At 67.3% G+C, this 24,366-nt stretch carries 22 protein-coding genes and 2 tRNA genes; 23 read left to right on the top strand and 1 reads right to left on the bottom strand.

Going from position 1 to position 24,366, the window contains the following annotated elements:
- The first annotated feature begins 36 nt into the window (after positions 1–36).
- The 19 genes from lon to NRP21_RS08345 all read left to right on the top strand — a co-directional run bounded on the left by lon (position 37) and on the right by NRP21_RS08345 (position 20,168).
- On the top strand, positions 37–2,466 hold the full coding sequence (gene lon / locus NRP21_RS08435) for an endopeptidase La (protein ID WP_257715736.1): 2,430 nt from the start codon (positions 37–39) through the stop codon (positions 2,464–2,466).
- 115 nt (positions 2,467–2,581) lie between these two features.
- Positions 2,582–2,653, top strand: a tRNA-Val gene (locus NRP21_RS08430).
- 187 nt (positions 2,654–2,840) lie between these two features.
- A tRNA-Asp gene (locus tag NRP21_RS08425) sits at positions 2,841–2,917 on the top strand.
- Positions 2,918–3,186: 269 nt separating this feature from the next.
- On the top strand, positions 3,187–3,555 hold the full coding sequence (locus NRP21_RS08420) for an NADH-quinone oxidoreductase subunit A (protein WP_257715811.1): 369 nt from the start codon (positions 3,187–3,189) through the stop codon (positions 3,553–3,555).
- 76 nt (positions 3,556–3,631) lie between these two features.
- Complete coding sequence (locus NRP21_RS08415) at positions 3,632–4,234, top strand: NuoB/complex I 20 kDa subunit family protein (RefSeq protein WP_257715735.1); 603 nt, start codon at positions 3,632–3,634, stop codon at positions 4,232–4,234.
- Positions 4,227–4,901, top strand: a complete 675-nt coding sequence (locus NRP21_RS08410; protein WP_257715734.1) for an NADH-quinone oxidoreductase subunit C — start codon at positions 4,227–4,229, stop codon at positions 4,899–4,901. The genes NRP21_RS08415 and NRP21_RS08410 overlap by 8 nt, the downstream gene beginning before the upstream one ends.
- Positions 4,898–6,133: an NADH-quinone oxidoreductase subunit D gene (locus tag NRP21_RS08405; protein WP_257715733.1), complete on the top strand. Its 1,236-nt coding sequence runs from the start codon at positions 4,898–4,900 to the stop codon at positions 6,131–6,133. Before NRP21_RS08410 ends, NRP21_RS08405 begins: the two co-directional genes overlap by 4 nt.
- On the top strand, positions 6,130–6,786 hold the full coding sequence (locus NRP21_RS08400) for a complex I 24 kDa subunit family protein (protein WP_408639612.1): 657 nt from the start codon (positions 6,130–6,132) through the stop codon (positions 6,784–6,786). The genes NRP21_RS08405 and NRP21_RS08400 overlap by 4 nt, the downstream gene beginning before the upstream one ends.
- Before the next feature lie 3 nt (positions 6,787–6,789).
- On the top strand, positions 6,790–8,100 hold the full coding sequence (nuoF, locus tag NRP21_RS08395; protein ID WP_257715732.1) for an NADH-quinone oxidoreductase subunit NuoF: 1,311 nt from the start codon (positions 6,790–6,792) through the stop codon (positions 8,098–8,100).
- A 4-nt stretch (positions 8,101–8,104) separates the two neighbouring features.
- Positions 8,105–10,165 carry an NADH-quinone oxidoreductase subunit NuoG gene (nuoG, locus tag NRP21_RS08390; RefSeq protein ID WP_257715731.1) on the top strand — a complete coding sequence of 687 codons (2,061 nt, stop codon included), beginning with the start codon at positions 8,105–8,107 and terminating at the stop codon, positions 10,163–10,165.
- Entirely contained in the window at positions 10,165–11,175 is a 1,011-nt protein-coding gene (nuoH, locus tag NRP21_RS08385) for an NADH-quinone oxidoreductase subunit NuoH (RefSeq protein WP_257715730.1), read from the top strand. Before nuoG ends, nuoH begins: the two co-directional genes overlap by 1 nt.
- Positions 11,176–11,212: 37 nt before the next feature.
- A complete protein-coding gene (gene nuoI, locus NRP21_RS08380; protein ID WP_257715729.1) occupies positions 11,213–11,701 on the top strand; it encodes an NADH-quinone oxidoreductase subunit NuoI in 489 nt (162 codons plus the stop codon).
- On the top strand, positions 11,698–12,429 hold the full coding sequence (locus tag NRP21_RS08375) for an NADH-quinone oxidoreductase subunit J (RefSeq protein ID WP_257715728.1): 732 nt from the start codon (positions 11,698–11,700) through the stop codon (positions 12,427–12,429). Before nuoI ends, NRP21_RS08375 begins: the two co-directional genes overlap by 4 nt.
- Entirely contained in the window at positions 12,429–12,740 is a 312-nt protein-coding gene (gene nuoK / locus NRP21_RS08370; RefSeq protein WP_257715727.1) for an NADH-quinone oxidoreductase subunit NuoK, read from the top strand. The genes NRP21_RS08375 and nuoK overlap by 1 nt, the downstream gene beginning before the upstream one ends.
- Positions 12,741–12,746: 6 nt before the next feature.
- The gene (nuoL, locus tag NRP21_RS08365; RefSeq protein WP_257715726.1) at positions 12,747–14,663 is read left to right on the top strand and encodes an NADH-quinone oxidoreductase subunit L; all 1,917 of its coding nucleotides are present in this window, start codon (positions 12,747–12,749) and stop codon (positions 14,661–14,663) included.
- Positions 14,660–16,171 carry an NADH-quinone oxidoreductase subunit M gene (locus NRP21_RS08360; RefSeq protein WP_257715725.1) on the top strand — a complete coding sequence of 504 codons (1,512 nt, stop codon included), beginning with the start codon at positions 14,660–14,662 and terminating at the stop codon, positions 16,169–16,171. The genes nuoL and NRP21_RS08360 overlap by 4 nt, the downstream gene beginning before the upstream one ends.
- A gap of 4 nt (positions 16,172–16,175) precedes the next feature.
- Positions 16,176–17,597: an NADH-quinone oxidoreductase subunit NuoN gene (gene nuoN / locus NRP21_RS08355; protein ID WP_257715724.1), complete on the top strand. Its 1,422-nt coding sequence runs from the start codon at positions 16,176–16,178 to the stop codon at positions 17,595–17,597.
- Positions 17,594–18,319: a biotin--[acetyl-CoA-carboxylase] ligase gene (locus NRP21_RS08350; protein ID WP_257715723.1), complete on the top strand. Its 726-nt coding sequence runs from the start codon at positions 17,594–17,596 to the stop codon at positions 18,317–18,319. Before nuoN ends, NRP21_RS08350 begins: the two co-directional genes overlap by 4 nt.
- A 196-nt stretch (positions 18,320–18,515) precedes the next feature.
- On the top strand, positions 18,516–20,168 hold the full coding sequence (locus tag NRP21_RS08345) for a ribonuclease J (protein WP_257715722.1): 1,653 nt from the start codon (positions 18,516–18,518) through the stop codon (positions 20,166–20,168).
- A gap of 20 nt (positions 20,169–20,188) precedes the next feature.
- Here NRP21_RS08345 and NRP21_RS08340 read toward each other — a convergent pair whose 3' ends face one another.
- The gene (locus tag NRP21_RS08340) at positions 20,189–20,461 is read right to left on the bottom strand and encodes a hypothetical protein (RefSeq protein WP_257715721.1); all 273 of its coding nucleotides are present in this window, start codon (positions 20,459–20,461) and stop codon (positions 20,189–20,191) included.
- Positions 20,462–20,557: 96 nt separating this feature from the next.
- Between NRP21_RS08340 and NRP21_RS08335 the strand changes: the two genes are divergently transcribed.
- The 4 genes from NRP21_RS08335 (at position 20,558) to NRP21_RS08320 (ending at position 24,354) form a co-directional block, all read left to right on the top strand.
- Complete coding sequence (locus NRP21_RS08335; RefSeq protein ID WP_257715720.1) at positions 20,558–20,818, top strand: DUF1467 family protein; 261 nt, start codon at positions 20,558–20,560, stop codon at positions 20,816–20,818.
- 293 nt (positions 20,819–21,111) lie between these two features.
- Positions 21,112–22,428, top strand: coding sequence for a proline--tRNA ligase (proS, locus tag NRP21_RS08330; RefSeq protein ID WP_257715719.1), 1,317 nt, complete (start codon positions 21,112–21,114; stop codon positions 22,426–22,428).
- Entirely contained in the window at positions 22,428–23,681 is a 1,254-nt protein-coding gene (locus tag NRP21_RS08325; RefSeq protein ID WP_257715718.1) for a lipoprotein-releasing ABC transporter permease subunit, read from the top strand. The genes proS and NRP21_RS08325 overlap by 1 nt, the downstream gene beginning before the upstream one ends.
- A complete protein-coding gene (locus NRP21_RS08320) occupies positions 23,674–24,354 on the top strand; it encodes an ABC transporter ATP-binding protein (RefSeq protein ID WP_257715717.1) in 681 nt (226 codons plus the stop codon). The genes NRP21_RS08325 and NRP21_RS08320 overlap by 8 nt, the downstream gene beginning before the upstream one ends.
- Positions 24,355–24,366 lie beyond the last annotated feature (12 nt).

Below are 24,366 nucleotides of genomic sequence, written 5' to 3'. Positions count from 1 at the left end.
GGGCGCTTTCGCGCCGACTGTCTGAGCGAGGTCCCCATGGCGGATTCTGAGAACCAGGGTGGAGCGGAGCTGGTCCGGGGCGAGGCGCTGCCCGTCCTTCCCCTTCGCGACATCGTCGTCTTCCCCCACATGATCGTTCCCCTCTTCGTGGGGCGAGAGAAGTCCGTGCGCGCGCTTGAGAGCGTGATGCGCGAGGACAAGCAGATCCTCCTCCTGGCTCAGCGCAACGCGGCGCAGGACGATCCCGGCGCCGAGGACCTGTTCGAGGTCGGCACCGTCTCCACCGTGCTCCAGCTGCTGAAGCTGCCGGACGGCACCGTGAAGGTGCTGGTCGAGGGTGGCCGCCGCGCGAAGGTGGTGGGCTGGAAGGAGACTGCCAGCCACTTCGAGGCCTTCGCCGAGACGGTCGAGGAGGCAGCCCCCGAGGCCGCCGAGGTCGAGGCGCTGAGCCGCTCGGTCGTCGGGCAGTTCGAGGGCTATATCAAGCTCAACAAGAAGATCGCGCCTGAGGTGCTGGTCTCGATCAACCAGATCGAGGAGCCGGGCAAGCTGGCCGACACCGTGGCCGCTCACCTGAACCTCAAGATCGCCGAGAAGCAGGAGCTGCTGGAGACGGTCGGCGTGACCGCCCGCCTGGAGCGCGTCTTCGCGCACATGGAGAGCGAGATTGGCGTCCTCCAGGTGGAGAAGCGCATCCGGAACCGTGTGAAGCGGCAGATGGAGAAGACCCAGCGCGAGTACTACCTGAATGAGCAGATGAAGGCCATTCAGAAGGAGCTGGGTGAGGGCGAGGAGGGCAAGGACGAGATTGCCGAGCTCGAGGCCCGGATCAAGAAGACGGCCCTCTCACCCGAGGCGCGCGAGAAGGCCACAGGCGAGCTGAAGAAGCTGCGCGGCATGTCGCCCATGTCCGCCGAGGCCACGGTGGTGCGGAACTACCTGGACTGGATGCTGACCATCCCCTGGAAGAAGCGCACCAAGGTGCGGATCGACCTGGAGGAGGCCCAGCGCGTCCTGGATGCCGACCACTACGGCCTGGACAAGGTGAAGGAGCGGATCATCGAGTACCTGGCCGTCCAGAGCCGGTCAAAGAAGATCCGCGGCCCGATCCTGTGCCTCGTCGGCCCGCCCGGCGTCGGCAAAACCTCGCTCGGCAAGTCGATCGCCAAGGCGGTGAACCGCAACTTCGTTCGTATGTCGCTGGGCGGCGTGCGGGACGAGGCGGAGGTGCGCGGCCACCGGCGGACCTATATCGGCTCCATGCCGGGCAAAGTCATCCAGGGCATGAAGAAGGCGAAGACCTCGAACCCGCTCTTCCTGCTGGACGAGATCGACAAGCTCGGCGCCGACTGGCGCGGTGACCCGTCCTCGGCCCTACTGGAGGTGCTGGACCCCGAGCAGAACGGGACCTTCAACGACCACTACCTGGAGGTCGACTACGACCTGTCGGACGTGATGTTCATCACCACGGCCAACTCGCTGAAGATGCCCCAGCCGCTGCTGGACCGCATGGAGATCATCCGCATCCCCGGCTACACCGAGGATGAGAAGATCGGCATCTCCCGCCGGCATCTCGTCGCGAAGGTGACCGAGGCGAACGGGCTGAAGCCGGACGAGTGGAGCGTCTCCGACGAGGCCATCCGCGACCTGGTCCGCTACTACACGCGGGAGGCCGGCGTCCGGAACCTGGAGCGCGAGATCGGCGGGCTGGCCCGCAAGGCCGTGCGCGAGATCGTCTCCGGCAAGGCGACGAAGGTGGAGATCACCGCCGAGAACCTCGGCAAGTATGCCGGCGTGCGGAAGTTCCGCTACGGCGAGGCCGAGGCCGAGGACATGGTGGGCGCCGTGACCGGCCTTGCCTGGACCGAGGTGGGCGGCGAGATCCTGACGATCGAGTCCGTGCTGCTGCCCGGCAAGGGCGCCGTGAAGCACACGGGCAAGCTGGGCGACGTGATGCAGGAGAGCGTGTCGGCCGCGGTGTCCTATGTCCGCAGCCGGTCCACCGCCTTCGGCATCAAGCCGACGCTGTTCGAGAAGCGGGACATCCACGTCCACGTGCCGGAGGGGGCGACCCCGAAGGACGGGCCTTCCGCGGGCATCGCGATGGCGACAAGCATCGTCTCGATCCTGACGGGCATCCCTGTCCGCAAGGACGTGGCCATGACTGGCGAGATCACGCTGCGCGGGCGGGTGCTGCCGATCGGCGGGTTGAAGGAGAAGCTTCTGGCGGCCCTGCGGGCCGGCGTCGGCACCGTCTTCATCCCGAAGGAGAACGAGAAGGACCTGGCCGACATCCCGGAGAGCGTGACGAAGGCGCTGAAGGTGATCCCCGTCTCCCATGTGGACGAGGTGATCTCCCAGGCCCTGGTTCGCCGGCCGGAGCCGATCGACTGGATCGAGCCGGAGGAGGTGACGCCGACCAAGCCGGCGGCGGGCGATCCGGCCGGAGCCGGGCTGCCACACTGACCCGGTAGCGCTGAAGGGAAGGGGGGGGCGTCGGCGCGAGCCGGCGCCCCTTTTTCGTGACGTCGTTGACGCCGCAGGGGGTTGCCCGGCATAGGTCCCCCTCAGGCCGGCTTCAGGGCGCTTAGCTCAGCGGTAGAGCGCCTCGTTTACACCGAGGATGCCGGGGGTTCGAATCCCTCAGCGCCCATGTCCGCCACCTCTCCATAGCTGTGAGTGTCGATAGGGCTGTCGCGCCGCGCAGGCGCCTGGCTCCGCACGCCCGCCGAGCGCACGTGCCGGCCCGCCCATGAAGCCGATCATGTCGATGATGGTTCGATGAAGGGGATGCATTGACAGGGGGGTCTCCAGCCCGTAAACGCCCCTCCACGTCGCGAGCGGGTGTAGCTCAGTCGGTTAGAGCGCCGGCCTGTCACGCCGGAGGTCGCGGGTTCGAGCCCCGTCACTCGCGCCACGACGCGAAACAGAACGCCGCCCCTCGGGGCGGCGTTTTGCGTTTCAGGGCTGCCGATCCGTTCCGTTCCACCGGTCGCGATCTGCTTGCGAACGCCTCGCAAGCGTTGATTAAGCTGCATTCATTGTGCGAAGCTGGGGCAGGGCCCCTATGGCGGACCACCTCTCTGATCTATATGTACCGCGTTGCGCTGCGGCATGGCCTCGGCGCCAATGGGCGCATCCGGCGGTCGCCTCCGACCCCGGATGCCCAGAGCTCCGAGGGGCATGATGACCCAGCCGCTGCTGGCCAACTACTTCCCGATCCTTGTCTTCCTGGGCATCGCCGCGGCGATCAGCATCGCCATGGTGGGCGGGTCCGTGCTGGCCGCGCGGCAGAAACCGGATGCGGAGAAGAACTCGACCTACGAGTGCGGATTCGAGCCCTTCGAGGACACGCGGCACCGCTTCGACGTGCGGTTCTACCTCGTGGCGATCCTCTTCATCATCTTCGACCTGGAGGTGGCCTTCCTGTTCCCCTGGGCGGTTTCGCTCGGCGGGATCGGCTGGCTGGGCTTCCTCTCGATGATGGGGTTCCTAGGCCTGCTGACGGTTGGCTTCGTGTACGAGTGGCGCAAGGGCGCGCTGGATTGGGAATGAGCCGCGGCTTCCGCGGCGAGCCGGGCCATATGGCCCGCAGGGATATGAAGCGCGGCGACGCGCGAAGGGTGATGCGATGAGCGGCACCGGTAGTGAAATTCTGCGCCACTCCACGTTGGCCGACGTGTCGGACAACGAGAAGGTGGCCTGGAACAAGCAGGCGCTCCCGCCCGGCCCAGATCAGGATGCTGTCCTGAAGGGCGTGACGGGAGAGATCGAGGAGAAGGGCTTCGTCGTCGCCAACCTGGACAAGGTGGTGAACTGGGCCCGCACGGGCAGCCTCTGGCCGATGACCTTCGGCCTGGCCTGCTGCGCCGTGCCGATGATCCACGCCTACATGGCGCGCTACGATCTGGACCGCTTCGGGGTGATCCCGCGCGGTTCGCCGCGCCAGTCGGATGTGATGATCGTGGCGGGCACGCTGACCAACAAGATGGCCCCCGCGCTGCGCCGGGTTTACGACCAGATGAGCGAGCCGCGCTGGGTCATCTCCATGGGCAGCTGTGCCAATGGCGGCGGCTACTATCACTACTCCTACAGCGTGGTGCGTGGCTGTGACCGGATTGTGCCGGTGGACATCTACGTGCCGGGCTGCCCGCCGACGGCCGAGGCGCTGGTCTACGGCATCCTGCAGCTTCAAAAGAAGATCCGGCGGACGGGGACGATCCTTCGTGGCTGACCTATCCGAACTCGGCTCGCAGATTGCAGCCAGCCTGCCGCCCGGCGCCGTCACCGAGGCCTATGTGGCCCGGGGCGTCGAGCTGGTGATCCGGATCCGGCGCGATCAGGTCCGCACTGTCATGGCGATCCTGCGGGCCGATCCGCGGTTCGCCTTCGAGCAGATGATGGACCTCTGCGGCGTGGACTTCCCGGAGCGGCCGGAGCGCTTCGAGGTGGTCTGGAACCTGCTGTCCCTCACGCACAACCACCGGATCCGCGTGGTGACCACCACGGATGCCGAGACGCCGGTGGCGAGCGTGACCGCCATCTGGCCCGTGGCCGGCTGGTGGGAGCGTGAGGCCTGGGACATGTACGGCATCGCCTTCGAGGGCAACGAGGACCTGCGCCGGATCCTGACGGATTACGGCTTCCAGGGGCACCCACTACGCAAGGACTTCCCGCTGACCGGCCATGTCGAGGTCCGGTACGACGAGGAGCGGCGCGAGGTGATCTACGAGCCAGTGAACCTGCCGCAGGACTTCCGCAACTTCGACTTCCTCTCCCCGTGGGAGGCCATGACCACCCTGCCGGGCGACGAGAAGGTGCATCTGAACCGCATCGCGCCGCCGCCCGCATCGCTCCTTGAGGGACAGAAGGCCCTCCCGGACGCGGAGAAGCAGCCATGAGTCTGACGACAGGCGACGCCATTCCCGTGGACACCAGCACCGCCGACGCGCAGACGCGCCGGGTGGAGCTGGACAGCCACACCCTCAACTTCGGCCCGCAGCACCCCGCCGCGCACGGCGTGCTTCGCCTCATCCTCGAGATGAAGGGCGAAGTGGTGGAGCGCGCCGATCCGCATATCGGCCTGCTGCACCGCGGCACCGAGAAGCTGATCGAGTACAAGTCCTACCTGCAGGCGAACCCGTATTTCGACCGGCTCGACTACGTCAGCCCGATGTGCATGGAGCATGCCTTCGCGCTCGGCACGGAGCGGCTGCTGGGCATCACGGTGCCGGAGCGGGCGCAGTACATCCGCGTGATGTTCAGCGAGATCACGCGTCTCGCGAATCACCTGCTGAACATCACCACTTACGCGCTGGACTGCGGCGCCATCACGCCCTCCCTCTGGGGCTTCGAGCAGCGCGAGCACCTGCTGGAGTTCTACGAGCAGGTCTCGGGTAGCCACTACCACGCGAACTACTTCCGCGCTGGCGGCGTGTCCCGCGATCTGCCGCCGGGGCTGACGGACCGGATTCGCGCCTGGGCGAACCAATTTCCGAAATTCATCGACGAGCTGCACGGGCTGCTGACGGATAACCGTATCTTCAAGCAGCGCACCGTGGACATCGGCGTGATGTCGGCCGAGCAAGCGATGGAGTGGGGCTTCTCCGGCCCCTGCCTGCGCGCCTCGGGCGTGGCCTGGGACCTGCGCCGGCAGCAGCCCTACGACGTGTACGACCGCATGGAGTTCGAGGTGCCCGTCGGGCGCCACGGCGACTGCTACGACCGCTATCTGGTCCGCATGGCCGAGATGCGGGAGAGCCTTAAGATCATTCACCAGTGCCTGGACCAGATGCCGGCCGGGCCGATCAAGGTGGACGACAACAAGATTGCGCCGCCCAAGCGCGGCGAGATGAAGCGCTCGATGGAGTCGCTGATCCACCACTTCAAGCTCTACACCGAGGGCTATCATGTGCCCCCGGGCGAGACCTACACGGTGGTCGAGGCTCCGAAGGGCGAGTTCGGGGTGTATCTCGTGTCTGACGGAACCAACCGGCCCTATCGCTGCAAGATCCGTGCGCCGGGCTTCGCGCATCTCCAGGCAATGGAGGTGCTGACCAAGGGGCACATGCTGGCAGACGCGGTCTCGGTGATCGGTAGCCTGGACATCGTCTTCGGGGAGATCGATCGGTGACCGACGGCGCGAAGGACCATCTGGACTCCAATCCGGACAACCCGCAGGTCGAGGTCACGAGCTTCGAGTTCGACGCGGAGAGCGAGGCGCAGATCGCCAAGATCCTCGCCCGCTATCCGGAGGCGAAGAAGGCCTCGGCTGTCATCCCCGTGCTCTACGTCGCGCAGAAGCAGATGGGGCGGCAGACCGGCTCTGCGTGGGTGCCGCGGATCGCGATGGACCGCGTGGGTGAGCGTCTGGGAATGGCGCCGATCCGCGTCTACGAGGTCGCGACCTTCTACTTCATGTTCAACACCAAGCCGATCGGGCGGTTTCACCTCCAGGTCTGCGGGACGACGCCCTGCATGCTGCGCGGCTCGGACGACGTGCTGAGTGCCTGCAAGGCGGCCGGTGGCCTCAAGGGCTATGGCGACACCAGCGCGGACGGGCTTTTCACGCTCACCGAAGTGGAGTGCCTCGGCGCCTGCGTGAACGCGCCGATCCTGCAGGTGGACGACGACTACTACGAAGATCTGGACTACGACCGGACTGTCCAGCTCATCGAATCGCTCAAGCGCGGCGAACGCCCGCAGCCCGGCAGCACCATCGGCCGCGAGACGAGCGCGCCGGAGGGTGGCCGCCTGACGCTGCTCGACGTTCCCGGAGGGAACTGAGCCATGGCGCTACAGGACAAGGACCGCATCTTCACCAACCTCTACGGCACCCAGCACTGGGGCCTGGAGGCGGCGCGGAAGCGCGGCAACTGGGACCGCACGGCGGAGCTGATCGCCAAGGGGCGGGACTGGATCATCGAGGAGGTGAAGCAGTCCGGCCTTCGCGGCCGCGGCGGCGCGGGCTTCCCCACGGGCCTCAAGTGGTCCTTCATGCCGAAGTCCAATCCGGACGGGCTCCCCTCCTACCTCGTCGTGAACTGCGACGAGTCGGAGCCGGGCACCTGCAAGGACCGGGACATCATCCGGCATGACCCGAGCACCCTGATCGAGGGCTGCCTCTACGCCGCCGTCGCGATGAATGCCTCGGCCGGCTACATCTACTGCCGCGGCGAGTACTTCAACGAGCAGAACATCCTGCAGGCCGCGATCGACGAGTGCTACGCGGCCGGGCTGCTGGGCAAGAACGCGGCGGGGTCGGGCTACGACTTCGACCTCTACGTCCACCGCGGCGCCGGCGCCTACATTTGCGGCGAGGAGACGGCCCTCATCGAGTCCCTCGAGGGCAAGAAGGGCATGCCGCGGCTGAAGCCGCCTTTCCCGGCGGCGGTGGGCCTCTATGGCCGGCCGACGACGGTGAACAACGTCGAGACGATCGCGGTGGTGCCGGAGATCCTGCGGCGCGGCGCGAGCTGGTTCGCCGGCTTCGGGCGGCCGAAGAACTCGGGCACGAAGATCTTCTGCATCCAGGGCCACGTGAACAAGCCCTGCAACGTCGAGGAGGAGATGAGCATCCCGCTGCGGGAGCTCATCGAGCGCCATGCCGGCGGCGTGCGCGGGGGCTGGGACAACCTGCTCTGCGTCATCCCCGGCGGGTCCTCCACGCCGCTGCTGCCGAAGCACATCTGCGACGACGTGCTGATGGACTTCGACGCGCTGCGCGAGCACAAGTCGGGCCTCGGCACGGCGGGGGTGATCGTGATGGACAAGTCCACGGACCTGATCCGCGCCATCGCCCGCCTCTCCAAGTTCTACAAGCATGAGAGCTGCGGCCAGTGCACGCCCTGCCGAGAGGGCATGGGCTGGGTCAGCCGCATGATGGACCGCATGGTCGAGGGCCGCGCCGAGATCGACGAGATCGACGTGCTGGAGAACGTGACGCGGCGTATCGAGGGGCACACGATCTGTGCGCTCGCCGATGGCGGCGTCTGGCCGGTGCAGGGGCTGATCCGGCACTACCGGCCGATGATGGAAGAGCGGATCGCGGCCTATAAGCGCGATCATGCCGCACGGGTCTTCCCGATGGCGGCGGAGTGAAGCCATGAGCGACGTGAAGCTCATCAAGGTCACGGTGGATGACGTAGAGGTCGAGGTGCCGCTCGGCGTCACGGCCCTTCAGGCGGCGGAGCTGGCGGGGAAGGAAATTCCCCGCTTCTGCTATCATGAGCGCCTGTCCATCGCCGGCAATTGCCGTATGTGCCTCGTCGAGGTGGAGAAGGCGCCGAAGCCGGTGGCTTCCTGCCACTTCCCTGCGGCAGACGGCATGAAGATCATCACGGACAGCCCGGTGGTGCGGAACGCCCGCCGGGGCGTGATGGAATTCCTGCTGCTGAACCACCCGCTGGATTGCCCGATTTGCGACCAGGGCGGCGAGTGCGACCTGCAGGACCAGGCCATGGCCTATGGCCAGGACAACAGCCGCTACCGCGAGCCGAAGCGGTCCATCAAGGACAAGTATTTCGGCCCGCTGATCAAGCCGATCATGACGCGCTGCATCCAGTGCACGCGCTGCGTCCGCTTCGCGAGTGAGGTGGCGGGCGTGCCGGAGATCGGTGCGGTCGGTCGCGGCGAGGGCATGGAGATCACCACCTATATCGAGAAGGCGATCTCCTCCGAGCTGTCGGGCAACCTCATCGACATCTGCCCGGTGGGCGCGCTGACCAGCCGGCCCTACGCCTACGTCTCCCGCCCCTGGGAGCTGGCGAAGACGGACAGCGTGGACGTGCTGGACGCGACTGGCACGAACATCCGCGTGGACAGCCGCGGGCCGGACATCCTGCGCATCATCCCGCGCGTGCATGAGAACGTGAATGAGGAGTGGATGGCCGATCGCGGCCGCTTCTCCTTCGACGCGCTGAAGAAGCGCCGCCTGGACCGCCCCTGGATCCGGGAGAACGGCAAGCTGCGCGCGGCGACCTGGCCGGAGGCCTTCGGGACGATCGCGGAGCGTATGAAGGGCATTCCCGGCGAGCGGATCGGCGCAGTTGCTGGCGGGCTGGCGGATGCGGAAAGCATCCTCGTGCTGAAGGAGCTGATGGCGGGGCTGGGCTCGGCGAACCTGGACTGCCGCGAGGACGGGGCGGCCCTGGATGCCTCGAACCGCGCCTTCTACCTGTTCAATTCCAGCATCGCCGGGATCGACCAGGCGGATGCGGTGCTGATCATCGGAAGCAACCCGCGCGTCGAGGCGCCGGTGCTGAACGCGCGCATCCGCAAGCGGGCCATGGTTCGCGTGCCGGTGGGCGTGATCGGGCCGGATGTGGACCTGACCTATCCCTCGCAGCACCTGGGCAGTGGCCCGGAAGCGCTGAGCGGCGTGCTGGACAGCGCCTTCGGCGACGTGCTGCGGAATGCCAAGCGCCCGCTGATCCTGCTGGGGCGTGGTGCCTTGGCGCGCCCGGACGGCGCGGCGGTGCTGGCCGCGGCCTGGGGACTGGCGCAGTCGATCAACGCCGTCACGGCGGAGTGGAACGGCTTCAACCTGCTGCACCTGCAGGGTGGCCAAGTGGCGGCGCTCGACCTCGGCTTCCTGCCGGGGCAGGGGAACAAGGACCTGGGCGCCATGCTCGGCGGCGGCGTGGACGCGCTGTGGCTGCTGGGCGCGGACGGGTTCGACCCGTCCCTGATCGCGCCGGGCACCTTCGTTGTCTACCAGGGTCATCACGGGGACCGCGCCGCGGCCCGGGCCGACGTGATCCTGCCTGGCTCCACCTACCTGGAGAAGGACGGCACTTACGTGAACACGGAAGGCCGCGTGCAGCGCGGCCGCCGGGCCGTCTTCCCGCCGGGCGATGCGCGGGAGGATTGGCGCATCCTGCGTGCGGCCAGCGAGGCGCTGGGCGTGACGCTGCCCTATGACGACCGGTTCGGGCTCCACGCGCGGATGCAGGCGGTGAACCCGATCTTCCAGCGACTGGACGAGACGCCGGCCCCCGCGCCTGTCTCTGCCAGTCCGGCGGGCGATGCCGGCGCGGTCGGCGGGGCACCGTTCTCCCCGGCTTTCGCCAACTACTGGCAGGCCGACGCGATCAGCCGGGCCAGCGAGGTGATGGCCGACTGCGCCCGCGCCCACGCACCCACCCCTGCGATGGCGGCCGAGTGATGGCGGACTTCCTTAACACCCCGGTCGGCATCTTCGCGCTGACGGTCGCTCAGGCGCTGGCGCTGCTGGTGCCGCTGCTGATCGCGGTGGCCTTCATGACGCTGGCCGAGCGCAAGATCATGGCGGCGATGCAGCTGCGGAAGGGGCCTAACGTTGTCGGCCCCTTCGGCCTGCTTCAGCCCTTTGCCGACGCCGGCAAGATGCTGATGAAAGAGACCATCGTGCCGGCGGGCGCGAGCAAGGTCCTCTTCATCATGGCTCCAATGCTCACCTTCGTGCTTGCCATGATCGCCTGGGCGGTGATCCCGGTGAACGAGGGCTGGGCCATCGCCGACATCAACGTCGGCGTGCTTTACCTCTTCGCGATCTCCTCGCTCGGCGTGTACGGCATCATCATCGCTGGCTGGGCGTCGAACTCGAAGTACGCCTTCCTCGGCGCGCTTCGCTCGGCGGCGCAGATGGTGTCCTACGAGGTCTCGATGGGCTTCGTGATCGTCACCGTGCTGCTCTGCGTCGGATCGCTGAACCTGACGGACGTCGTGCTGGCGCAGAAGAACCTGTGGTTCTTCATCCCGCTCTTCCCGATGTTCATCATCTTCTTCATCTCCACCCTGGCTGAGACGAACCGGGCGCCCTTCGACCTGCCCGAGGGCGAATCGGAGCTGGTGGCGGGGTTCTTCGTGGAATACTCCGCGATGACCTTCGCCCTCTTCTTCCTCGGCGAGTACGCGAACATGTTCCTCATGTCCGCGCTCACCTCCACCCTCTTCCTCGGTGGGTGGCTGCCGCCATTCGACGTGGCGCCCCTGAACTGGGTGCCGGGGCCGATCTGGTTCATCCTCAAGATCTGCTTCTGCATGTTCGTCTTCGTCTGGGTCCGCGCCACCTTGCCGCGCTACCGCTACGACCAATTGATGCGCCTGGGCTGGAAGGTCTTCCTGCCGTTCAGCCTCGTCTGGCTGGTGCTGACGGCCTTCGCGCTGAAGATCTTCGGGTGGCTGCCGGCATGACCCGATCCAACACCGCAATCGGAAAGGTCCGTCCCTGATGGCGACGCTCGACCGAGTGGCGCGAAGCTTCCTGCTCGGGGAAATCATCTCCGGGCTGGGGCTGACGCTGAAGGCCTTCTTCTCCAAGAAGGCGACGATCAACTATCCCTATGAGCGCTCTCCGCTGAGCCCGCGCTTTCGGGGCGAGCACGCGCTGCGCCGCTACCCGAACGGGGAAGAGCGCTGCATCGCGTGCAAGCTTTGCGAGGCGGTCTGCCCGGCCCTGGCCATCACGATCGAGGCCGAGCCGCGTGAGGACGGGTCCCGCCGGACCACGCGCTACGACATCGACATGACGAAGTGCATCTACTGCGGCCTCTGCGAGGAGGCCTGCCCTGTGGATGCCATCGTCGAGGGGCCGAACCTGGAGTTCGCGACCGAGACCCGGGCCGAACTGATCTACCAGAAGGAAAAGCTCCTCGATAACGGCGACCGGTGGGAGCCGATCCTGGCCGCGCGCCTCCAGGCGGATGCGCCCTTCCGATGATCACTGATTCCGCAATCGCGGGCCTGGCCTTCTACGCCTTCTCGGCGGTGCTGATCGCCTGCGCCGTGATGGTCGTCACCAGCCGGAACCCCGTGCACAGCGTGCTGTTCCTGATCCTGGGCTTTTTCAACGCCGCCGCGCTCTTCCTGATCGCCGGCGCCGAGTTCCTGGCGATGATCCTCGTCATCGTCTACGTCGGTGCTGTCGCGGTGCTGTTCCTCTTCGTGGTGATGATGCTGGACATCGACTTCGTGCGGCTGCGCGAGGGCTTCCAGCGCTACGCCCCGATCGGGGCGGTGATCGGCGGCATCCTGTTCCTGGAGCTGATCTTCGTCCTCGTCACCTGGCAGTCCAGCGGCGAGGCGGGTGGGCTGCGGCTGAACCCGACGCCGTCCGCCGTGAGCAACACGCAAGCCATCGGCCAGGTGCTGTACACAGACTATGTGTTACTCTTCCAGGGCGCCGGGCTGGTCCTGCTGGTCGCCATGATCGGCGCGATCGTGCTGACCCACCGCGACCGAGCGCGCAGCCGGCGCCAGGACATCCAGGCGCAGATCCACCGCCGCACGCAGATCGAGATGGCCTCCGTCCCGGTCGGTGCCTCGATCGGCGATATGGGAATCCTGCGCCCGCTGCCGCCGGAGGAGCCGAAGCCCAAGGCTGTTGCCCATGGGCATGGCGGCCACGCGGGGCATGACGACCACGGGCATGGGGGAGGGCACCACTGATGCTCACCATCGGGCTGGGCCACTACCTGACCGTGGGCGCGATCCTCTTCGTGCTCGGCATCTTCGGCATCTTCCTGAACCGGAAGAACATCATCGTCATCCTGATGTCGGTGGAACTGATCCTGCTCTCGGTGAACATCAACCTGGTGGCCTTCTCCGCCACCCTGGGCGATCTCACCGGGCAGATCTTCGCGATGTTCATCCTGACCGTGGCGGCCGCCGAGGCCGCGATCGGGCTGGCGATCGTCGTCATTTATTTCCGCAATCGCGGCAGCATCGAGGTGGAAGACGTGTCCACCCTGAAGGGTTAGGGCGCCATGTTCGTCGGTGCCGTCTTCTTCCCGCTCCTGGGCGCGACCCTCGCGGGCTTTTTCGGCCGCTGGCTGGGCGACAAGCTCTCCATGTGGGTTTCGGTCGGCTGCATGGTGCTGGCCGCCATCTGCGGCGTCTCGGCCTTCGTTGAGGTCGGGCTGAACGCCCAGCCGCAGACCGTGACCATCCTGAACTGGATGGATGTCGGCGGGCTCACCGTTGACTGGGCGCTCCGCTACGACACGCTGAGCGCCATGATGGTGGGAATGGTGACTTTCATCTCCACCTTCATCCACATGTATAGCGTCGGCTACATGTCTCACGACGAGACGCCGCCGCGCTTCTTCGCCTATCTCGGCCTCTTCACCTTCGCCATGCTGATGCTGGTGACGGCGGACAACCTGGTCCAGCTCTTCTTCGGCTGGGAGGGTGTCGGCCTCGCGAGCTACCTGCTCATCGGCTACTGGTACGAGCGCGAGAGCGCGAACCGGGCGGCGATGAAGGCCTTCATCGTGAATCGCGTCGGCGACCTGTTCTTCATGCTGGGCATGGCGCTGACCTTCTGGACCTTCGGCGCGCTGAACTTCGGCGACATCTTCCCCCGCGTGGAGGAGATGCGAGGCGTGACCTTCGCCGGGATGCCGGTGCTTGAGGTGATCGCGGTCCTCCTGTTCCTCGGCGCCTGCGGCAAGTCGGCCCAGCTCGGCCTTCACACCTGGCTGCCGGACGCGATGGAAGGCCCGACCCCCGTCTCCGCCCTCATCCATGCCGCGACGATGGTGACGGCCGGCGTCTTCCTGCTGGCACGCATGTCGCCGGTCTTCGAGTACGCCCCGAACGCCCTGACCCTGGTGACGATCGTCGGCGCCTCCACGGCGCTCTTCGCCGCCACGATCGGCTGCGTGCAGAACGACATCAAGCGGGTGATCGCCTACTCCACCTGCTCGCAGCTCGGTTACATGTTCTTCGCCATCGGCGTGGGCGCGTACCAAGCGGCGGTGTTCCACCTCTTCACGCACGCCTTCTTCAAGGCCCTTCTCTTCCTGTCCGCCGGCTCGGTCATCCACGCCATGTCGGACGAGCAGGACATCCGGAAGATGGGCGGCATCTGGCGGAAGATCCCCGTCACCTACGCGGTGATGTGGATTGGCAGCCTGGCGCTCGCCGGTGTTCCCTTTTTCGCGGGCTACTACTCCAAGGACATGATCCTGGAGAGCGCCTTCGCCGCCCATACGGGCGCCGGGATGTACGCCTTCGTGCTCGGCCTCATCGCGGCCTTCCTCACCGCCTTCTACTCCTGGCGGCTCCTCATCATGACCTTCCACGGCAAGCCGCGGGCGGATCACCACGTGATGGAGCACGTGCATGAGAGCCCGGCCGTGATGCTGATCCCGCTGCTGGTCCTCGCGGCCGGCGCGCTCTTCACGGGCGCGGTCTTCTACGAAAACTTCGTTGGCCATGATCAGGCTTACTTCTGGAACGGCGCGATCTTCAACGCCGAGCACAACCACGTCCTGCACCACGCGCATGAGGCGCCGGAGTGGGTCGGCTTGGCCCCGACGGTGATCGGCGTGGTCGGGATCGTGATGGCCTATGTGTTCTACATGTTCTTCCCGGCCATCCCGGCGCGCATCGCCGCGACCTTCCCGGGGATCCACAAGTTCCTGCTGCACAAGTGGTACTTCGACGAGCTGTATGACTGGCTCTTCGTCCGACCCTTCCGCCGCATCGCGCAGGTGTTCTGGAAGACGGGTGATGCCACCATCATCGACGGCGTGCCGAACGGCGTGGCCGCGCTCACGGTCGATGCCGCGCGGGGTGTCGCGCGGTTCCAGACCGGACGCGTGGCGAACTACGCCTTCACCATGATCGCGGGCCTCGTGGTCTTCGTCTCGGTCATCTTCCTGGGCTTCACCCGATGAACGCCGCCGGCTTCCCGCTGCTCTCCCTTCTCACCTTCCTGCCTCTGGCCGGCGTGGTGGCGATCCTCTGCGTCCGCGGAGACGAGGCGACCGTCGCCTCCAACGCGCGCTGGACGGCCCTCTGGACCAGCCTGATCGTCTTCGTCCTCTCGCTGATCCTATGGTTCCAGTTCGACGCTTCGGTCGTGGAGCCGCAATTCGTCGAGCAGATGAACTGGCTGCCGGACTTCGGTGTGAACTACCACATGGGCGTGGACGGCATCTCCGTGCTGTTCGTCCTGCTCTCCACGCTGCTGACGCCCATCTGCATCCTTGCCTCGTGGGAGGCGGTGCAAACCCGGGTGCGGGAGTACATGATCGCCTTCCTCGTCCTCGAGACGATGATGGTCGGCATGTTCTGTGCCCTCGACCTCATCATCTTCTACGTCTTCTTCGAGGGCGTGCTGATCCCGATGTTCCTCATTATCGGGATCTGGGGTGGGCAGCGGCGCGTCTATGCCGCCTTCAAGTTCTTCCTCTACACGCTGCTCGGCTCCGTGCTGATGCTGCTGGCGATCCTCGCGCTCTGGTACAATGCCGGCAGCACGGACATTGCGGTGCTGATGCAGAAGGCCGTCCCGTCCTCCTGGCAGTACTGGATGTTCCTGGCCTTCTTCGCCTCCTTCGCGGTGAAGGTGCCGATGTGGCCGGTGCATACTTGGCTCCCGGACGCGCATGTGGAGGCGCCGACCGCCGGCTCCGTGATCCTGGCGGGCGTGCTGCTGAAGATGGGGGGCTACGGTTTCCTCCGCTTCTCCATCCCGCTCTTCCCGGAGGCGTCGCAGTTCTTCGCCCCGATGATGTTCGCGCTCTCGGTCGTGGCGGTGATCTACACCTCCATGGTCGCCTTCGCACAGCAGGACATGAAGAAGCTGATCGCCTACTCCTCCGTCGCCCATATGGGCGTGGTCACCGTGGGCCTCTTCACCTTCAACCAGCAGGGCATCTCGGGCGCCATCTTCACGATGCTGGCGCACGGCGTGGTCTCCGGCGCGCTCTTCCTCTGCGTGGGCGTGGTCTATGACCGGCTGCACACGCGCGAGATCGCGCGTTACGGCGGGGTCGCGAAGGTGATGCCGGCCTACGCGCTGGTCTTCATGCTTTTCACCATGGCGAGCGTCGCGCTGCCCGGCACGGCGAACTTCCCGGGCGAGTTCCTGGTCATCACCGGCGCTTGGCGGTCCAATGGCTGGGTCGCGCTCGGCACCGGCATGGGCATGATCCTCGGCGCGGCCTACATGCTGTGGCTCTACCGGCGCGTCGTCTTCTCCCGCATCACGCGGGACGAAGTGCGCGGCCTGCTCGATCTTTCTCCGCGGGAGCTGGCGATCTTCGCCCCGCTGATCGTCCTCACCCTCTGGATGGGGATCTATCCTTCCTCCTTCACCCATGTCTGGGAGGCTTCCGTCGCCGCGCTCATCGAGCGGCACGAGGCCGCCCTGGCGGTGCCGCGCGTGGCGGGGCTTTGATACGATGAACTGGACCCTCGCCCTTCCCGAGACCCTGCTGGCTGTCGCAGGGCTTGTTCTCCTGCTTGTGGGCGTCGTCCCCAAGCGGGACATGACCTTCCCCGTCACCATGGGCACGCTCGGCGCGCTACTGGTGGGCGCTGTGCTGGTGGTGGCCACGCCTGACGGCATGGCCTTCGGCAACCAGTTCATCTCGGACAGCTTCGCGCGCTTCGCGAAGGTGCTGATCCTTCTCGGTGCGGCCTCGGGCCTGATGCTGGCGCTGGACTGGAACGAGAGGCAGGGGATCGCCCGCTTCGAGTTCCCGGTCCTCGTGCTGTTCAGCACGATTGGCATGCTGGTGATGGTGTCGGCCTCCGACCTCATCACCCTCTATGTCGGGCTGGAGCTGCTCTCGCTCTCGCTTTACGTCATTGCGGCCTTCGACCGCGACAACTCGCGCTCCGCCGAGGCCGGGCTGAAGTACTTCGTGCTCGGTGCCCTTGCTTCCGGCCTCTATCTCTACGGCGCGAGCCTCACCTACGGTTTCTCCGGCTCCACCAACTTCGCGGCGATCGGCAGCGCGGTCTCCACGACCGAGGGCGTCTCGCTCGGGCTGGTGGTCGGCGTGACCTTCGTGGTGGCGGCGCTGGCCTTCAAGATCTCGGCCGTGCCGTTCCATATGTGGACGCCCGACGTGTACGAGGGTGCGCCGACGCCGGTGACGGCCTTCTTCGCCTCGGCGCCGAAGGTGGCGGCGGTGTCCCTCCTGGTGCGCGTTCTCGCTGATCCCTTTGCGGATCTGGCGGAGCAGTGGCAGGGCGTGATCTGGCTGGCCTCGATGGGCTCCATGCTGCTCGGCTCCTTCGCGGCCATCCGGCAGCAGAACATCAAGCGGCTGATGGCCTATTCCTCCATCGGCCATATCGGCTACGCGCTGATGGGCCTGGCGGTCGCCACGGACACCGGGCTGCGCGGCGTCATGCTCTATATGGCGATCTACCTCGTCATGAACGCCGGCGTCTTCGCGGTGCTCGTCTCCATGCGTCGCCAGGGCAAGACGCTGGAGCGCGTGGAGGATCTCGCGGGGTTGGGCCGCACCGATCCGGGCATGGCCGCGGCCATGACGGTGTTCATGTTCTCCATGGCCGGCATCCCGCCGCTCGCGGGCTTCTTCTCGAAGCTCTACGTCTTCCTGGCGGCGGTTCAGGAGGGCTTCTGGGTCCTGGCCACGGTGGGCGTGCTCACCAGCGTGGTGGGTGCCTACTACTACCTGCGCATCATCAAGGTGATGTACTTCGACAGCCCGGCCGGTGCGCTGGATCCGCGCCCGGCCGCCGTCTCCATGGTGCTGGCCGGGGCGGGGCTGTTCAACGTGCTCTTCTTCCTCTTCCCGGCGCCGGTCGTCGCGGCCGCCGCCGCTGCAGTGGCCGCCCTGGCCGGATGAGCACGCCCCCGGCGGGCTGGCGGCTGCTGGTCCATGACCAGCTCCCCAGCACCGCCGACGTGGTTCGGCAGCGCGCCGAGGCAGGGGAGGGGGAGCGCCTCGCCGTCCTCGCCTTCCGACAGACGGCCGGGCGAGGCACCCATGGCCGTGCCTGGGAATCGCCGCCGGGAAATCTCTACCTGTCGGTCCTGCTGCGCCCCGACGCGACGGCGCGCGAGGTGCCGCAATGGAGCCTTCTGGCCGCCGTAGCCCTTCACGACGCGCTCGTTCCCTGGGCCGGCGCCGGGCTGACGCTGAAGTGGCCGAACGACCTGTTGCTGGGCGGGGCGAAGTGCGCGGGCATCCTCGCCGAGGCGAGCCTCGATGCCGCTGGGCGGCTGGATTGGCTGGCCTTCGGCTTCGGGGTGAACCTTGCCCACGCGCCGGAAGTCCCCGGGCGGGCCACGGCGGCCTTGCCGCCCCCAGCCCCGGGGCCGGAGGAGGCGGCGGCGGCCGTGATGGCCTCGTTAGACCGCTGGCGCGCGCTGCGTGATGCGGAGGGATTTGAGCTGATCCGTGCCGCCTGGCTCTCCCGCGGCCACCAGCAAGGTGCGGCCCTCACGGTCACGACGGGCGGCGCACCCCTGGCCGGGCTGTTCGAAGGGCTGGACGAAACCGGCGCGCTGCGCCTCCGCACGGAAGCCGGGCTCAGGACGGTGATCACCGGTCAGGTGGACGCCTAGGGGTCGCGCCGGATCCGGAGTGACCTGAAGGTGATCGGCGCGGCCCGTTCCGCCCCTTGTTCCAGGCGGTGGCTCCCGGCATTCAACATATTGGATTCGATATCATGGCCGGACCGGGCCGCCCCTGTTGGCGGCCCGCGGCCAATCCCCATCTGACACAAAACGACCGACCCTGACTTCCTAAGAACGAGAACGAATGACCTTCAACACGACCGACGACCTCGCCTTCCTCCCGCTCGGGGGGACGGGGGAGATCGGCATGAACCTCAATGTCTATCGCCTGGATGGACAGCTCCTCGCTGTGGATTGCGGGATAGGCTTCGGAGGCGCCGAGGCGCCTGAGGCCGAGATCCTGGTGCCGGACCCGGCGTGGCTGGCGGAGCGGCGGGACCGGCTGGTGGGGCTGGTGATCACCCACGCGCATGAGGATCACCTCGGTGCGGTGGCTCATCTATGGACGATGCTGCGCTGCCCCCTCTACGCCAGTCCGTTCGCCAGCGCGGTGCTGCGCCGGAAGCTGGGCGAGGCGGGGCTGCTACACGAGGTGACGCTGCACACCGTTCCGCTCTCCTCACGCGTGAAGATCGGGAACTTCGACCTCCAGTTCCTGCGGGTGGCGCACTCGGTGCCCGAGTCCCAGGCCCTGGCGATCCGCACCCGCTACGGGACCGTGCTGCACACTGGTGACTGGAAGCTCGACCCCAATCCCCTGATCGGCGCCCCGACCGACGAGGCCGGCTTCGCCCGGCTCGGCGAGGAGGGGGTGCTGGCCATGGTTTGCGACAGCACCAACGCCCTGGTGGACGGACATTCCGGCAGTGAGGCCGACGTGCGCGAGGCGCTCACGGCGCTTATCGCGACGCTGAAGGGGCGGGTCGCCGTGTCCTGCTTCGCCACCAACATTGCCCGGGTGGATTCCATTACCCGCGCCGCCATGGCGGCGGGTCGGCGCGTGGCGCTGTTCGGCCGCTCCCTCCGCAACGCGGACGCCGCGGCCCGCGAGACGGGCTATTTCGCCGACCTCCCGCCCTTCCTTGAGGAGGAGGAGGCTGGCTATCTCCCCGATGACGAGCTGCTGATCATCTGCACGGGCAGCCAGGGCGAGCCGCGCTCGGCGCTGGCGAAGATCGCGGCCGACACGCATCCCCAGATCTCGCTCGGGGAGGGCGACACGGTGATCTTCTCCTCCCGGATGATCCCCGGGAACGAGAAGGCGATCATGAACGTCGAGGCGGCCCTCTACAGGGCCGGGTGCCGCGTCATCACCCCGGATTCGGAGCATCCCGTCCACGTCTCCGGTCATCCGGCGAAGGACGAGCTGCGGCGGCTCTATGATCTGGTGAAGCCGCGCCATGCCGTTCCCGTGCACGGGGAGTGGCGCCACCTGCAGGAACACGCCGCGCTGGCCCGTGAGTTCGGCGCCGAGCCGCACCTCATCGAGGACGGGGACATGCTGCGCCTCGGCGGTGGCCCGGTAGAGGTCTGCGAGACCGTGCCGAGCGGCAAGCTGGCCGTGGACGGCACCCGCCTGCTGCCACTGGATGGCGGCGTTCTCGGTGCCCGGCGCCGGATGCTGTTCAACGGAGTGGTCGTCGGCTCCCTGGCCGTGGACGACGTTGGGCGGGTCCGCGGCACGCCGCAGGTTTCCGCCCCCGGCCTTTTCGAGCAGGGGGAGGATGCCATGGCTCAGATCGCGGCCGACCTCGCCCGCCTGGTCAATGATCTTCCCGCGCCCCTGCGGCGGGAGGATTCGGCCCTGCGGGAAGCGGCGCGCACCGCCCTTCGCAAGGCCATCGGCCGCCGCGTGCGCAAGCGGCCGCTGGTCGAGCTCCACCTGCTTCGGGTCTGAGCCCGGAGCAGGGCGCGGGCTCAGCGGAACGGGATGGCGATGGTCACGCCGGGCTGGGCATAGGCCACCGGCGGGCCGTAGCCATAGGCGCGGCGGTCGTAGTGGTGCCGGCGCCAGGCCTGCTCGCGGCGCCATTCCCGGCGCTCGTGCCGGCGCCAGGCCTGCTCCCGGCGGTACTCGTGGTGGCGCCAGGCCCGCTCGCGTTCCCAGCGGCCGCCATGGGCGTCGGCGGTCTGCGGCATCGCCGGAATGGCCGCGAGGGCGAGGCCGGCGAGAAGGATAAAACGACGCATCTCCGTCTCCCTTCGGATGGACATGGCGTAGAAACGTCGGGGAGGGCGCCGGGATTACGGCGTTTCCCGGGCATGTCAGGGCAAGGTTGGGGCAGAATGGGTTGGGCGGCCGGCATCGTCGTTTTCTTTCTGGTCTGGTGGACGGTGCTCTTCGCCGTACTCCCGCTGGGTGTGAGTCCCGATCCGGAGGCGGCAGAGGCAGGAGGTTGGCGCGGTGCCCCCCGCCAGGTGAGGGCCCTTCGCGTCCTGGTGCTGACGACGATCCTGGCGGTGCTGGTCTGGTTTTTCATCGACTGGCTCGTGCGGGCCGATTGGCTTTCGTTCCGCGAAGGCTGGCTTGCTATGCCTAATGATTAGGCTAGATGCGCGATGTCTCGTCGGTTATGGTGACTATTTGTGCATTAATCGACTCTAGAGCACATCTTTTCAGCTTTCAGGCCCCGAATTCCCTTCGCTCTCCGGCCGCACTGCAGCATGATCGGGACATGGAAGAGGGCTCTTCCTCTTCCGCCGTGTGACTGGCGTTTCCTCCCTAAACTCGGGCCGTCCCTTCGGGGCGGCCCTTCTTTTTTGCGCGACCCCCAGGCGGATTGCGCGCCCCGCGCCATGCTCTAGGTTGCGCCCCTCTTCCCTTCCCGGAGCCAGCCGCCTTGCGCCTCTCCCGCGCCTTCCTGCCCACTCTCAAGGAGACGCCCGCCGAGGCGCAGATCGTCTCGCACCGGCTGATGCTGCGCGCCGGGATGATCCGGCAGACCAGCGCCGGCATCTACGCCTGGCTTCCGCTCGGCCTGCGCGTCCTCCGCAAGATCTCGGAGATCGTGCGGCAGGAGCAGGACCGCGCCGGCGCGCAGGAGATCCTGATGCCCACCATCCAGGCCGCGGAGTTGTGGAAGGAGAGCGGGCGCTACGACGGCTACGGGAAGGAGATGCTTCGCATCATCGACCGGCACGACCGGGAGATGCTCTACGGCCCGACCAACGAGGAGATGGTCACCGACATCTTCAAGACCTTCGCCAAGTCCTATCGCGACTTGCCGCGCAACCTCTACCACATCCAGTGGAAGTTCCGGGACGAGATCCGGCCGCGCTTCGGCGTGATGCGCGGGCGCGAGTTCCTGATGAAGGACGCCTACTCCTTCGACCTGGACGCGGAGGGCGCGCGTGAATCCTATCGCAAGATGTTCCGGGCCTATCTCCGTACCTTCGCGCGCATGGGGCTGAAGGCCATCCCGATGCAGGCCGATACGGGCCCGATCGGCGGCAACCTGTCCCACGAGTTCATCATCCTGGCGGAGACCGGCGAGAGCGTCGTCTACCTCCACAAGGACCTGCTGGACTTCGACGTGCTGGCGCAGGACCCGACCGGCACCGGCGACGCCTCCACCGTCATGGACTTCTGGACGAGCCGCTACGCCGCGACCGACGAGAAGCATGACGAGGCCGCCTGGGACGCCATCCCCGCGGAATCGCAGGTGACGGAGCGCGGGATCGAGGTTGGGCACATCTTCTACTTCGGCACGAAGTACTCGAAGCCGATGGGCCTCACCGTCTCCGGCCCGGATGGCACGCCGGTGATCCCGGAGATGGGCTCCTACGGCATCGGCGTCTCTCGCCTGCTGGCCGCCATCATCGAGGCCGGCCACGACGACGCCGGCATCATCTGGCCGGATGCGGTGGCGCCCTTCGCCTGCGCCATCCTCAACCTCAAGCCCGGCGACGCGGCGGCGGATGCACTCTGCGAGCAGCTCTACGCCGCCCTGCCGGATGAGGCCGTGTACGACGACCGCGGAGAGCGGGCGGGCGCCAAGTTCGCCGATGCCGACCTGATCGGCTATCCCTGGCAGGCCATCATCGGCCCGCGCGGTGCCGCCAAGGGCATCGTGGAGCTGAAGCGCCGCGCCACCGGGGAGCGGCTGGAGCTGCCGCTGGACGAGGCGCTGGCGAAGATCAAGGCCACCATCTCCTGATGTTCTCGCCCTTCGAGCGCGCCGTCGCCTTCCGGTACCTGCGCGCCCGGAAGGGCGAGCGCTTCGTCTCCGTCATCGCGATCTTCTCCCTGGTCGGTATCGCATTGGGGGTGGCCACCCTCATCATCGTCATGTCCGTGATGAACGGCTTCCGGCAGGAGCTGCTGGGCCGCATCCTCGGGCTGAACGGCCATCTCGGCGTCTACTCCCAGACGAACGAGGGCCTTCGCGACTTCGACGACATCGCCGCCCGCGTGCGGCAACTTCCGGGCATTGTCTCCGCCACGCCCATCGTTGAAGGGCAGGTGCTCTTCACCAGCGAGGGCGGAGGCGCCACGGGCGGCCTAGCGCGCGGCATCCGGCCGGAGGACCTGCGCGCCCGGCCGCTGATCGCAAACAACATCCTCGCCGGCAGCCTCCAGCGCTTCGGGGAGCAGGACACGATCGTCGTCGGCTCCCGCCTCGCGCGCCGCCTGGGGCTGCGCATCGGGGACAAGATCACCCTCGTCTCGCCGCAGGGCCGTGCCACCGTCGTCGGCACCGTGCCGCGCCTCAAGGCCTATGAGGTGGTGGCGATGTTCGAGGCGGGGATGCAGGAATACGATTCCAGCTACGTCTTCCTGCCCCTCGATGCCGCGCAGGTCTATTTCCAGCACCGCGACACGGCGACGCAGGTGGAGGTCTTCGTCGCGAACCCCGACCGCGTGGGCGACGCGACCCGCGCCATCTACGGCGCGCTGCAGGGGCGCCCCGTGCGGGTGCTGGACTGGCAGGCCTCCAACTCCTCCTTCTTCGCGGCGGTGCAGGTGGAAAGGAACGTGATGTTCCTCATCCTCACCCTCATCATCATCGTGGCCGCCTTCAACATCATCTCGTCCCTCATCATGCTCGTGAAGGACAAGGGGCGGGACATCGCGGTGCTGCGGACGGTCGGCGCCACGCGCGGCGCCATCCTCCGCATCTTCTTGCTGGCGGGTGCCTCGATCGGCGTTGCCGGGACGCTGATCGGCTTCGGCATCGGCCTCGTCTTCTGCTTGAATATCGAGAATATCCGGCAGGCCCTTCAGTCCCTCACGGGCACGGAGCTGTTCAACGCCGAGGTCTACTTCCTGACGAAGCTGCCAGCCGTGGTGGAGCCGATGGAGGTGGCGCAGGTGGTCGGGATGGGGCTCGGCCTTTCCCTGCTGGCCACGATCTACCCGGCCTGGCGCGCCGCACGGCTGGATCCGGTGGAGGGCCTTCGCAATGGCTGACCCCGTGCTCGCCCTTCAGGGCGTGGAGCGCCGCTACCGCACCGAGGCCGGGGAGTTGCCCGTCCTTCGCAGCGCGGCGCTGGACCTGCGGGCGGGGGAGATCGTGGCCCTCGTCGCGCCGTCCGGCACCGGCAAGTCCACGCTGCTGCACGTGGCGGGGTTGCTGGAGAAGCCCGATGCCGGCGCCGTGCTGGTCGAGGGCCGCGACGCGGGCGGGCTGGGCGACGATGCCCGCACCGCCCTGCGGCGGGAGACGATCGGCTTCGTCTACCAGTTCCACCACCTGCTGCCGGAGTTCACGGCGGAGGAGAACGTGGTGCTGCCCCAGCTGGCCGCCGGGAAGCCGAGGCGGGAGGCGGAGGCGCGGGCGCGGGAGCTGCTTGGCAGCTTCGGCCTGGAGAACCGGCGGGACCACCGGCCCAGCCGCCTCTCGGGCGGCGAGCAGCAGCGCGTGGCGATCGCCCGGGCGCTGGCTAACGCTCCGAAGGTCCTGCTGGCCGACGAGCCCACGGGCAACCTCGATACCGGCACGGCTGACCGCGTCTTCGCGGAGCTGCTGGATGCGGTGCGGGGCAGGGGCCTCGCCGCCCTCATCGCCACGCACAACCCGGAGCTCGCCGCGCGGATGGACCGGACGGTGACCCTGCGGGAGGGGATGGTCGTCCCTGGCTAATCCTCTGGGCTA

This window comes from Roseomonas populi (genome assembly GCF_024594815.1).
Classification (GTDB): domain Bacteria; phylum Pseudomonadota; class Alphaproteobacteria; order Acetobacterales; family Acetobacteraceae; genus Roseomonas; species Roseomonas populi.
Note: the sequence above shows the minus strand (reverse complement) of the source record. Positions and strands in the feature narration are given on the sequence as shown.

Excerpts from the sequence above, each read along its gene's own strand:
- NRP21_RS08350 (WP_257715723.1), top strand. The coding sequence starts at position 17,594 with ATGAGCACGCCCCCGGCGGGCTGGCGGCTGCTGGTCCATGACCAGCTC.
- nuoN (WP_257715724.1), top strand. The coding sequence starts at position 16,176 with ATGAACTGGACCCTCGCCCTTCCCGAGACCCTGCTGGCTGTCGCAGGG.
- NRP21_RS08375 (WP_257715728.1), top strand. The coding sequence starts at position 11,698 with ATGATCACTGATTCCGCAATCGCGGGCCTGGCCTTCTACGCCTTCTCG.
- NRP21_RS08335 (WP_257715720.1), top strand. The coding sequence starts at position 20,558 with ATGGGTTGGGCGGCCGGCATCGTCGTTTTCTTTCTGGTCTGGTGGACG.
- nuoG (WP_257715731.1), top strand. The coding sequence starts at position 8,105 with ATGAGCGACGTGAAGCTCATCAAGGTCACGGTGGATGACGTAGAGGTC.
- NRP21_RS08320 (WP_257715717.1), top strand. The coding sequence starts at position 23,674 with ATGGCTGACCCCGTGCTCGCCCTTCAGGGCGTGGAGCGCCGCTACCGC.
- nuoL (WP_257715726.1), top strand. The coding sequence starts at position 12,747 with ATGTTCGTCGGTGCCGTCTTCTTCCCGCTCCTGGGCGCGACCCTCGCG.
- NRP21_RS08360 (WP_257715725.1), top strand. The coding sequence starts at position 14,660 with ATGAACGCCGCCGGCTTCCCGCTGCTCTCCCTTCTCACCTTCCTGCCT.
- NRP21_RS08340 (WP_257715721.1), bottom strand. The coding sequence starts at position 20,461 with ATGCGTCGTTTTATCCTTCTCGCCGGCCTCGCCCTCGCGGCCATTCCG.
- lon (WP_257715736.1), top strand. The coding sequence starts at position 37 with ATGGCGGATTCTGAGAACCAGGGTGGAGCGGAGCTGGTCCGGGGCGAG.
- NRP21_RS08325 (WP_257715718.1), top strand. The coding sequence starts at position 22,428 with ATGTTCTCGCCCTTCGAGCGCGCCGTCGCCTTCCGGTACCTGCGCGCC.
- NRP21_RS08415 (WP_257715735.1), top strand. The coding sequence starts at position 3,632 with ATGAGCGGCACCGGTAGTGAAATTCTGCGCCACTCCACGTTGGCCGAC.
- NRP21_RS08420 (WP_257715811.1), top strand. The coding sequence starts at position 3,187 with ATGACCCAGCCGCTGCTGGCCAACTACTTCCCGATCCTTGTCTTCCTG.
- nuoI (WP_257715729.1), top strand. The coding sequence starts at position 11,213 with ATGGCGACGCTCGACCGAGTGGCGCGAAGCTTCCTGCTCGGGGAAATC.
- nuoK (WP_257715727.1), top strand. The coding sequence starts at position 12,429 with ATGCTCACCATCGGGCTGGGCCACTACCTGACCGTGGGCGCGATCCTC.
- NRP21_RS08345 (WP_257715722.1), top strand. The coding sequence starts at position 18,516 with ATGACCTTCAACACGACCGACGACCTCGCCTTCCTCCCGCTCGGGGGG.
- nuoF (WP_257715732.1), top strand. The coding sequence starts at position 6,790 with ATGGCGCTACAGGACAAGGACCGCATCTTCACCAACCTCTACGGCACC.
- nuoH (WP_257715730.1), top strand. The coding sequence starts at position 10,165 with ATGGCGGACTTCCTTAACACCCCGGTCGGCATCTTCGCGCTGACGGTC.
- NRP21_RS08405 (WP_257715733.1), top strand. The coding sequence starts at position 4,898 with ATGAGTCTGACGACAGGCGACGCCATTCCCGTGGACACCAGCACCGCC.